Origin of the sequence: Luteibacter sp., from assembly GCF_036500425.1 — a bacterium.
Classification (GTDB): Bacteria; Pseudomonadota; Gammaproteobacteria; order Xanthomonadales; family Rhodanobacteraceae; genus Luteibacter.
In genome coordinates this window covers 1-10,830 of the sequence record NZ_DASYCB010000042.1, presented here as the reverse complement: position 1 = coordinate 10,830, position 10,830 = coordinate 1, and the positions used below count along the sequence as shown (strand labels likewise).

General features: G+C 65.8%; 8 protein-coding genes. 4 read left to right on the top strand and 4 right to left on the bottom strand.

Going from position 1 to position 10,830, the window contains the following annotated elements:
- Window positions 1-94 precede the first annotated feature (94 nt).
- From rsmI to VGN46_RS10150, 3 genes are all read left to right on the top strand, one after another.
- Entirely contained in the window at window positions 95-922 is an 828-nt protein-coding gene (gene rsmI / locus VGN46_RS10160; RefSeq protein ID WP_331643340.1) for a 16S rRNA (cytidine(1402)-2'-O)-methyltransferase, read from the top strand.
- Between the two features lie 201 nt (window positions 923-1,123).
- The gene (locus VGN46_RS10155; RefSeq protein WP_331643338.1) at window positions 1,124-2,938 is read left to right on the top strand and encodes a penicillin-binding protein activator; all 1,815 of its coding nucleotides are present in this window, start codon (window positions 1,124-1,126) and stop codon (window positions 2,936-2,938) included.
- Between the two features lie 34 nt (window positions 2,939-2,972).
- Complete coding sequence (locus VGN46_RS10150; RefSeq protein ID WP_331643336.1) at window positions 2,973-3,344, top strand: YraN family protein; 372 nt, start codon at window positions 2,973-2,975, stop codon at window positions 3,342-3,344.
- Between the two features lie 123 nt (window positions 3,345-3,467).
- Here VGN46_RS10150 and VGN46_RS10145 read toward each other — a convergent pair whose 3' ends face one another.
- The 3 genes from VGN46_RS10145 to VGN46_RS10135 all read right to left on the bottom strand — a co-directional run bounded on the left by VGN46_RS10145 (window position 3,468) and on the right by VGN46_RS10135 (window position 7,914).
- A complete protein-coding gene (locus VGN46_RS10145; protein WP_331643334.1) occupies window positions 3,468-4,142 on the bottom strand; it encodes an HAD family hydrolase in 675 nt (224 codons plus the stop codon).
- 194 nt (window positions 4,143-4,336) lie between these two features.
- Window positions 4,337-7,081: a putative bifunctional diguanylate cyclase/phosphodiesterase gene (locus VGN46_RS10140; RefSeq protein WP_331643331.1), complete on the bottom strand. Its 2,745-nt coding sequence runs from the start codon at window positions 7,079-7,081 to the stop codon at window positions 4,337-4,339.
- Between the two features lie 56 nt (window positions 7,082-7,137).
- Window positions 7,138-7,914, bottom strand: a complete 777-nt coding sequence (locus VGN46_RS10135) for a TenA family transcriptional regulator (protein WP_331643329.1) — start codon at window positions 7,912-7,914, stop codon at window positions 7,138-7,140.
- Window positions 7,915-8,166: 252 nt separating this feature from the next.
- On the opposite strand from VGN46_RS10135, the gene VGN46_RS10130 reads away from it, so the two are divergent.
- Complete coding sequence (locus VGN46_RS10130; protein WP_331643327.1) at window positions 8,167-10,215, top strand: M13 family metallopeptidase; 2,049 nt, start codon at window positions 8,167-8,169, stop codon at window positions 10,213-10,215.
- A 147-nt stretch (window positions 10,216-10,362) separates the two neighbouring features.
- On the opposite strand, the gene VGN46_RS10125 is transcribed toward VGN46_RS10130, so the two are convergent.
- The gene (locus VGN46_RS10125) at window positions 10,363-10,641 is read right to left on the bottom strand and encodes a hypothetical protein (protein WP_331643325.1); all 279 of its coding nucleotides are present in this window, start codon (window positions 10,639-10,641) and stop codon (window positions 10,363-10,365) included.
- Window positions 10,642-10,830 lie beyond the last annotated feature (189 nt).

Genomic DNA, 10,830 nt, shown 5'->3' with positions numbered 1-10,830 from the left:
TTGCGCGCGATGGGTGCTCGCGACACGACCCATCGCGCGCAAGCGCGCTCCTACAGGGGGCTACAATCCCTGTTTGCCTACGAATACACACGCCATGCCCACTCCACGCCCCGGCACCCTGCACGTCGTCGCCACGCCGATCGGCAACCGCGATGACATCAGCGCGCGCGCCGTGGCTACCCTGGGCCAGGTCTCGGTGATCGCCGCCGAGGACACCCGGCACACGCGCCCCCTGCTGCAGCACTTAGGCATCGACAAGCCGCTGGTCGCGTTGCACGACCATAACGAGCGCACCGCGGTGGATGGCCTGGTCGAACGCATGCGCCACGGCGAGGACGTCGCCCTGGTCTCCGACGCGGGCACCCCGCTGATCAGCGACCCCGGATTCCGCCTGGTCCGCGCCGCACGGCAAGCCGGGCTGAAAGTCAGCCCCGTGCCGGGCGCCAGCGCGGTCATCGCCGCGCTGTCGGTCGCCGGCCTGCCCAGCGATCGGTTCATCTTCGAAGGGTTCCTCCCCGCAAAGTCCGGCGCACGCAAGGCGCGGCTTGGTGAGCTGGCAGGTGAACCGCGCACGCTCATCTTCTATGAATCCTCACACCGCATCCTCGAATGCCTGGAAGACATGCGCGACGTCTTCGGGGCCGAGCGCGAGGCCGTCGTGGCCCGCGAGCTCACCAAGATGTTCGAAACCGTGCTCGGCGCACCGCTGGGCGAACTGGTCGGCACCGTAGCCAACGATGCCAACCAGCAGCGCGGCGAGTTCGTGGTGATGGTGGCCGGGCGTGAGGCGGGCGAGGACGAGCGGATCGCCGAAGGCCTGCGGGTGTTCGGCATCCTTAAGGAAGAACTGCCGCCGGCCAAGGCCGCGAAGATGGCGGCGGCGATCACCGGGGCACCGCGGAAGGCCCTCTACGGCGCCTGAGGTAACCCGGGATCGCGCGCAAGCGCGCTCCTACAGGGGTTCCGGGACAGCCGGCGGTCGCAGAAGCACGCCTGCGCGCGAATCAGGGATACGGCGGCGCAACCGCAACGACGGGGCTCACACCGGCCTCGCGAAACGATGGGCTATGATCCCCACGTTTCGGCGCCTTCACCGCGCTATCCGCGCCCCAAAGGAATTGCGATGCGATCGACCCGCACCCTAGCCCTGAGTGTCCTCCTCAGCGCCGCCCTCGCTGGCTGCGTGACCCCGGGCACGTCGCGACCCGAAGCCCACAGCCCATCGGGCGAGGCGACCCAGGCCGCGCAGGCGATGTACACCAAGGGCCAGTTCGACCAGGCCGCACAGGCGTACCTTGCGCTGGCCCAGCAAGATCCCGACCACCGCGACTACTACAAGCTGCTCGCGGGCGAGGCTTACCGCCAGGAAGGTGCGCTGGACAGGGCCGCGCCGGCCATCGCCGACATTCGCCGTTCACACCTCGAAGGTGAGGACGCGCTGCGCTTCGACGCCCTGCGTGCCGAGATCGCACTGAAGAACAACGATGCGAAGACGGCGCTGTCGCTGACCGGCAAGCCGGCGACGCGCGTCTCGCCGCAGATCGAGCAACGCCTGGCCGAACTGCGTGCCCGCGCGCAGGCCGCTGCCGGCGATCCGTGGAGCGCCGCGCAAACCCGTGTCGAGCTGGATGGCCAGCTGCGCGGTATCGATCGCGAACAGAACCGCCGCGAGATCCTGACCCTGCTTACCGGCATCGGCTCGGCTGAACTCACCGGGCGCGGCAACGATCTCGGCGCGAACGATCCGCTGCGCCCGTGGGTGACCGAAGCCCAGGCCCAGCTCGGCAATGTCAGCCGTTCGCCGGCCGTGCTCGACCAGGCCGTCGGCACCGTCACCGGTGACCAGGGTGTGCGCGAAGGCTACAAGGTACCCGGCAAGGTGGCCCTGCTGCTCCCGCTTTCTGGCCCGCTCGCCGGTGCCGGCGCCGCGATTCGTGATGGCTTCTTCACCCATTACGTGGATTCGGCGCATGCCAATGCGCCGCGCCCGGAAGTCGTCGTATATGACGCTGGCAACGACGCCGCCCACGCCGTCGCCGCCTACGACAAGGCCGTCGCCGAAGGCGCGCGCTTCGTCATCGGCCCGCTCAACCGCGAAGGGGTCTCCGCGATCTTCGCCAAGGGCGCCCTGCCCGCGCCGATGCTCACCCTGAACTACCCCAGCGACAGCAAAAACCTGCCGCCCGCGGGCGCCAATGAATTTGGCCTGCTGCCGGAAACCGAAGGCGCCCAGGTCGCCGACCACATGGCCGACAAGGGCATGAAGACGGCGACCGTGATTGTCTCCACCGATGATTTCGCCCGCCGTGCCGGCAACGCCTTCAAGGCGGAATGGCAAGCACGGGGCGGCACACTGGCCAGCCAGGTCACGCTCGATGCGAACAGCATCGATTTCTCGTCACAGCTGTCCGGGCTACCCGTACCGACCGAGGAAGAGGCCACCACCAGTGGCGTCTTCATCAGCATGAAGCCGCAGCAGGCCCGCCTGCTACTGCCGCAGTTGCGCCTGGCGAAGGACACCTTGCCGGTGTTCGCCACCTCGCACGTCTACTCCGGTGGCGACGACACGACCTCGGATCGCGACCTCGAAGGCGTCGAGTTCTGCGACGCACCGTGGCTGTTCGATGCCCAGCCGGGCCTGCCGCGCCGTGCCGATCTCGCGGCGACGATGCCGGCCACTCGCGGCGTCGCGGCTCGCCTGTTCGCCTTCGGCATGGATGCATGGGGCCTGGTCCCTTACATCGACTGGATGCGCGGCCACGCCGGCAGCTACCTGCCCGGTGCGACCGGCCAGCTGGTCGCCGATGAGTTCGGTCGGGTCCGACGCGTACTCATTTGGGCGCGTTTCGCTGACGGCGTCGCCCACCCGGTCGCGGGTAGCCTTGAACTCGAAGCGCCGGCCACCGCGCCGACCGTGGAGAACGGCGGCAGCGGTTAACCCCCCACCTGACCCGGCGCGGAAAGGAGTCCGCGTGAGAACCAAACCCCACACCACCCCATCTCGCCGCATCACCGGAGATCACTTCGAGGATGCGGCGCGTTTGTTTCTGGAAGACCGTGGCCTGCGCTTCGTGCGCGCCAATTTCCTCTGCCGGCATGGCGAGATCGATCTCGTCATGCGCCACCGGGAGGTGCTGGTCTTCGTCGAGGTGCGTTACCGGCAGAGCCGCGCGTTTGGCGGCGCCCTCGGCTCGATCACCGCGAGTAAACGCCAGCGCATCATCAGCGCCGCACATATCTGGATGGCGGCGAACCCCTGGGATGCAAACCGGACATGCCGGTTTGATGTCGTCGTGTTTGAGGGGGATGAGGTGCAGTGGCTGCCTGGGGCATTTGATGCGTGAGGCACATCCATCGCGCGCAAGCGCGCTCCTACAAAAGCCTGCGCAGGTCTTGTGTAGGAGCGCGCTTGCGCGCGATCCACGTTACCGCAGCGCTCTTGTAGGAGCGCGCTCGCGCGCGATGGGTCACGCGATAACGGTAAAGGCTTCGCGCCCCATCGTCGCCAACTCACCGACGCCATTAATGGTGATATCCGGCGGCGTCTCAACCAGCTCGTTACCGGCGGCAACGGCGTAATGGCCCTGCTTCACCCACACGGTGGTGACGCGATCGCCCATCAGCTTTTTCATCGCGACGAGGATCCGCGGCTTGTCATCCACCATCACGTAATGCGCGGCGGGATACGTCTTCTGCATATCGTCGAGCATCTCTTCTTTATGCACGTAGATCAGCACATCGCCGCGGAACGCATCCCATAGCCCTGCGCGGCGGATCTTGCGCGGCTGGAACACGGTATCGCCATCGGACATGATCACCGGCCGGCCGAGCGTACGCAGGTGGTCGATCGCCTCGAGCACACCAGGGAAGCGGCGCTCATCGAACGGGTAATCCAGCAGGAAGAAGCTCATCTGCATGAAATCGGGGCTGCTCTGCTGGCCGCGCAGGCGCTGCAGCACACCCAGGTAATCCGCATAGCCCACCTGGCCGCGGATCTCCTTGTCGATGGCGTTGTAGCGCGCGTGGCCTTCTTCACCCAAGCGCTGGACCAGCTGCGCCGCGAGATCAGCACTAAAGCGGTCGTTATCGATCAGGGTGTTATCGACATCGAACAGGAAGACGATGGGATCGTGGTTGGGCACGAAAGATCCTTACGCGGAGACGTTGGGCGGATATATGGGGACACCCAGCCTGAACCACAGGGGCAAGCAGCGTCTTGTAGGAGCGCGCTTGCGCGCGATAGGGGTTACGGCGAGCACCCGTCGCGCGCAAGCGCGCTCCTACAGGGGTGGGGTGGCGCGAGCACCCATCGCGCGCAAGCGCACTCCTACAGGGGTCAGGCGCGGCGAGGGGGGACCAGGCTGAGGTGCTTGCCGCTGGTCGCGCCGGGCTTGGGCGCCAGCAGGCGGGCGATGTCTTCAGTGGCGACCGGGCGGGAGTAGAGGTAGCCCTGGCCCTCCTGGCAGCCGGCGCGCAGGAGGAAATCGTGCTGCGATTCCGTCTCGATGCCTTCCGCGATCGTATGCAGGCCCAGGCTGCGGGCGATCGCCACCATGGCCTCGGTAATCGCCACATCGTTGCCGCTGGCCGGCAAGCCCGTGACGAAACTGCGGTCGATCTTCAGGTACGCCACAGCGGGCAGCTTCAGGTAGGCCAGCGAGGAATAGCCGGTACCAAAATCATCGATCGCCACCGCCACGCCGAGATTATGCAGCGCCAGCATCGCGCGCTCGGTATCCTCACCCATGCGCAGGATCGCGCTCTCGGTGAGTTCGACCAGCAGACGCTTTGGCGACACGCCACTGGCCAGCAACGCCTGACCCACGCCCGCAAGAAAATCCGGATGGCTGAACGAACCCGCTGATACGTTCACCGCCATGCGCAACTGCGGCAGGCGCGCATCGTCCCACACCTTCAGCTGCTCCAGCGCGCGCTGCAACACCCACTGGTCGATCTGGCGAATCAGGCCCAGGCTTTCGGCAATCGGGATGAATTCATCCGGCGGCACCACCCCACGCTCGGGGTGCTGCCAGCGGATCAGCGCTTCCACGGCCACGATGCGGCCCGTCTTCATCTCCACGCTGGGCTGGTACACCAGGTGGAACTCATTACGTTGCAAGGCCTGGCGCAACTCGCCGGCCAGCTTCAGGCGGCGGCGCGCATCGGCGTGCATCTTCGGGGTATAGAAGCGCAGCGCATTGCGCTCCTCCATCTTGGCGACATACATAGCCGCATCCGCGTTGGCGATCAGCGTGACGGCGTCATTGCCATCCAGCGGATAACCGGCGATGCCGATGCTTGCCGAAACGAACAGTTCGTAATCGCCCAGGTCGAACGGGCGCGAGAGCGCGGCGAGCAAGGCCTCGGCCAGCACCAGTGCCTCCTCGCGCGAACGGAGGTCGGCGAGCAGCACGGTGAATTCGTCACCACCAATGCGCCCCGCGACATCATTAGGCGTGAGCTGCGAGCGGATGCGCTCGGCCACGCGAATCAGCAGCGCATCACCGGTCGCATGGCTGTAGCTATCGTTCACTACCTTGAAGGCATCAAGGTCGACGAACAGCACCACCGCCGCGCCACGTGCATGCGCCGCCCGGGTGATCGCCTCCGCGCAGCGCCGCTCGAACTCGGAACGGGTGACCAGGCCAGTCAGCGGATCGTGCGTCGCCATGTGCTGCAGGCGCTGACGATCGGCCTTGCGCGTGGTGATATCGGAAACCACCGCCACGTAATGCTGCGGCCGGCCATCCTTGTCGCGAATACTGCTGATGCTCATCAGCTCGGGGTAGACCGAGCCATCGGCGCGGCGGCTCTCCACCTCACCGAGCCAGTTATCGCCCGCCGCGACCTCGTCCCACAACGATTGCGGCAGCGGCCGGCCATCCGGCAGCGTGCGCGTGGCATCGAGCAGCTTGTTGCGCAGCGCGTGCAACGGCATGCCCGTGAGCTTCTGGTGCGCGGCATTGGTCGTGGTGACGCGGCGGTCGGCGTCCGCGATGATCACGCCCTCGGCGATGCTGGCCAGCGCTTCGGCGGCGATCTTGCGTTCCTGCTCCATGGCGACCCGATCGGAGATATCGCGCACGATCGCCTGGCTGACCTGCATCTGGCCCCATACGACGAGGCTGCTCTGGGTTTCAACGGGACGGGTGCCGCCACCGGCGGAACGCAACAGGCCCACGCCGGAATGCGCGGAGCCTTCGATAAACAGGGTCGTCAGTGGCAGGCCGATCAGTTCGCCACGCTGGCAACCTACCCATGCCGCGGCGCGGTGGTTCGCATCGAGAATGGCGCCCGTGCCTTCATCGACCATGAAGATCGCATCGGCCGCGCTATCGAACAGCAGGCTGTAGCGCTCCTCGGTACCACGGATGCCAGCGAGGATGCGCCGCGCGAAGCGCAGCCACAGCAAACCGGCGAGCAACGCCACGGCGATCACGGTGAAGAACAGCACCCGGCCCAGCCACGACGCGCCGTTGGCGATATCCAGCGAGAACGCCTTGGCCCGCGGCTCCATGAAACGGTTGAGATCATCGATACGGCCGCGTTCGCGATCGATCGCCGCGGCGTCCATGGTGCCTGCCTCGTAGGCATGTTGCAGCCGGTCCGCGGTGTCTTCCAGCTCGACCAGGCTCGCGTCGACGGAGCGCCACTCCGCGACGGCTTCCCGCACGTAAGGCATGTTGCTGAAGTGGGCGAAGATGAAGACCATGCCCGGAATCGCTTCGGGGATGACCCCGCCGCGGGCGAATGCGTCTTCCACTTCGCTGTTTTCGTAATCGCCGCTGGCGATCGCATCGCGCGCCCAGCGATCGGCCATCAGGACGGCGAAGTTGGTCCGGAAACTATCCAGGTCAGCCTTTTCGCCGTGCGCCGCATACGCGTCGAGGTCGATAACTGCCTGCTTCTGGGCTTTTGACCAGAGACTCTCGCCGTTGAGGAAACCGGCGAGAGTCACCTGGGTCTGCATGGCCACCCAGGTCAGGGTCAGGACGAGCACCGCACCCGCGACAAGCGCGTACGCCAGGGGCCGGAGGCGCCTGGTGAGCGGTTGCAGGTGACTGGATTCAACGCGGTGCATCGTTTAACAGATTCCCTTTCCGGGGAGGATAGTGCGCTACTGACCCAACTTGCGAGTTATGCGGCCACCTCGTTCAAGCTGCGATACGAGCCAACCACGTCCATGCAGCGATCCAGCGTGATAGCCATGCTGATATAGCTGCGACGCACACATTCCTTGATGTGCTCCACCTGGTCCACCGGGGGGTGGGTCCCGAGCAGGCTGCAAACGATCTCGAGCGCCTCCCATGGATGGGTATCGTCATAGGCTGCATGAAGCTGAAGCCAACGGAGGCCCGCTTTGCGGCCGGAAATCGGCAAGGTCTCCGCGTACTCCTTGCTTTCATAGACAATCTGCGACCAATCGCCGGTCGCCCCCTCCACCGCATAGTTAGTCGCGGCGATGCCTGCGGCGAGTGAATCGTTACGGCTCACCTCCTCGCACCAGTCGGCCAGGGCCTGTGAGCCCTTCGGCGGCTGGCCCGCCAGGACCTCCTCCCGTGACACACCTGCCGATTCCGCCCAGTTCAGCCAGTACTCCGCGTGGTTCTGCTCGACGCGGATATTGCGCACCAGCCAGCGCCGGGCCAGGTCATCGCCCGGGCTGCGGCCGAAGCGGGTCTTCAGCAGGCTGTGGGCCATGTAGCCCGGGAAGCGCTCGATCACCGGCCACACCCCGACCATGAAGTTGCGGGTGGCCTCCGGGTCGAGCTGGGCCGTGGTCATCAGCGACCACATGTCGTGGCTGACGATAGCCCGCCGCGCGTCCTCGCAGGACGAAACCATGTCCTGCGCCCAGAGCGGATAGCTGGTGATGTCCATCTGCGGGCCGGTCAGTTCAAAACGTGCATTCATGTCGATCTCCCTAAAGATCTCTGCCAAGGAAAGGTCAGGGCGAACCCGGGCGACCCGCGGCCCACCCCTCCGGCACCCCTTGCGGGCGCCGGACGATCATTAGGGCATAGGGCCCGTTCACCTTTGTCAGCAGGACCTGTGTAGGAGCGCGCTTGCGCGCGATGGGGGGCTTGTAGGCCAATGGTCATGGGCGCGGCGGAGGTCGCGCGGGCTTATCGTGGGCGCCTGTTCCCCCACCGAGGCTGCACGTCCATGAAATCCACGATCCTTGCCGCGGCTATCGCCTGCGGCCTCGCCAGCACCGCTGCCTTTGCGGGTGGCGCACCCTCGGGTATCGACCTCAAGGGCATCGACCACAGCGTCCAGCCCGGCGACGACTTCAACGGCTACGCCAACGGCGCCTGGTTCAAGACCGCCGAAATCCCGGCCGACCGCTCCAGCACCGGCATCTTCCTGCAGGTGTTCCAGAAGGCCGAAAAGCGCAACGCCGACCTGATCAAGGCCGCCGGCACCGGCAACCCGGCCGCGGGTACCAACCAGCGCCTGATCGCCGATTACTACAAGGCCTACATGGACGAGGCCGCGATCGAGAAGGCCGGCCTGAAGCCGCTGCAACCGGAACTGGACAAGGTCGCCGCGATCAAGGATCGCAAGGCACTGTCCACCGCCCTGGGCGCGCAGCTGCGTGCCGACGTCGACCCGATCAACGCCACCAACCTGGATACCGAGCACCTGCTCGGCCTGTTCGTGGCCCAGGGCCTGGAAGACCCCTCGAAGAACGTGCCCTACCTGTTGCAGGGCGGCCTGGGCATGCCCAACCGCGATTACTACCTGAAGACCGACAAGGACATGGCCGAAACCCGCGCCAAGTACGCCGTTTACGTGCAGGCCGTGCTGGCCGCGGCCGGTGACAAGGATGCGGCGGCGGAAGCCAAGGCCATCGTCGCCCTGGAAACCAAGATCGCTGAAGCCCACGAATCCATCGTCGACAGCGAAGACGTGCATAAGGCCAACAACCCATGGCCGCGCACGGCGTTCGCCAGCAAAGCCCCCGGCATCGACTGGGATGCGTACTTCAGCGCCGCCGGCCTCAGCGACCAGGCCACGTTCGTGGTCTGGCAGCCGGGCACTGTGACCAGGCTCGCCGCCCTCGTCGGCAGCGAACCGCTCGATACCTGGAAGGCCTGGCTGCGCTTCCACACGATCAACGAGAACGCCAGCGGTCTCATCGGCAAACCGTTCGACGACCTCTCGTTCGGTTTCTACAGCAAGACCCTCAACGGCACGCCCAAGCAGCGTGATCGCTGGAAGCGCGGCGTCGCCCGCGTCAATGGCGACCTCGGCGATGCCGTCGGCCAGATCTACGTAAAGGAATACTTCCCGGCCACGTCTCGCGCGGAAGTGCAGGACATGGTGAAGAACATCCTGAAGGCGTTCGACGACCGCGTCGGCCAGCTGGAGTGGATGACCCCGGCCACGCGCGAGAAGGCCAAGGCCAAGATCGCCACCATCAAGGTGGGCGTGGGCTACCCGGATACCTGGCGCGATTACTCAAAGCTGGAGATCAAGCCCGACGACGCCGTGGGTAACCACATCCGCGCCGAACTGGCCGAGTACGCGCACCAGAAGGCCAAGCTCGGCAAGCCGGTGGATCGCGACGAATGGTGGATGACCCCGCAGACGGTGAACGCGGTGAACCTGCCGCTGCAGAATGCGCTGAACTTCCCCGCCGCCATCCTTGAAGCGCCGTTCTTCGATCCGAAGGCGGATCCGGCTTCGAACTACGGATCGATCGGCGCGGTGATCGGCCATGAAATCAGCCACAGCTTCGACAACCTCGGTGCCGAGTTCGACGCCCAGGGCCGCCTGGCCAACTGGTGGACCGATGCCGACCAGAAGCATTTCAAGGAAGCGGGCCAGAAGCTCGTCGCGCAGTTCAATGCGTACGAAGCCCTGCCCGGCCTGCACGTCAACGGCCAGCAGACCCTCGGCGAAAACATCGCCGACGTATCGGGCCTGACCATCGCGTACGCCGCATACAAGAACAGCCTCGGCGGCAAGCCGGCCCCGGTGATCGATGGCCTGAGTGGTGACCAGCGCTTCTTCCTCGCCTTCGCCCAGAGCTGGCGTGAGAAGACCCGCGATGCCGCCCTGCGTTCGCAGATCGTCGGCGATGTGCACGCCCCGGGCAACTTCCGCGCCCAGACCGTGCGCAACATCGACCAGTGGTACGACGCGTTCCAGCCCAAGGCCGGGCAGAAGCTGTACCTCGACCCGAAGCAGCGCGTAAAAATCTGGTAACCCCTGCAGGAGCGCGCTTGCGCGCGATGGGTCTTGCCGCAAGCCCCCATCGCGTGCAAGCACGCTCCTACATCACACCTGTGGCGATACGCGAAAGCTGTCGCCCACAGGGTGTGGCTCCCACGAAGGCGCTACAGGCGCTATCGCTTATGGGTGAACGCGGCAGGTGCCCTTGGCGATGATGAAATGCGTGCCTTGCGCCGCGCCCCAGCCTTCCAGGAACTCGAAATTCACCGCGTCCAGGTAGGCCTCGTCGCGGTCGCACTGGGCAAGCACCTCGCTGCGTACTTCACGGTAGGTCTTTTCCTTGTCGAAGCCGCTCTTCTTCACCACCACCGGATAAGGTGCGTAGATATCGGTAGTCGCCTGCGCTGAGGTGGTCACGGCCAGCAGGGTTGCGAGCGCGAAAAGGGTGCGTACGTGCATGATCGTCCTTGATGAAAGCCCGTCAGTGGGCTCACACAGGTTGACCTCATGCGGCCCGATGCCCCATCGGCCACTATCCGTAGTCCTTGTAGGGCCTTCAAGCAAAGCCGCGAGGGCATTCCCCTACACCGTGTAGGAGCGCGCTTGCGCGCGATGGGTCTTGCCGCGAGCACCCATCGCGCGCAAGCG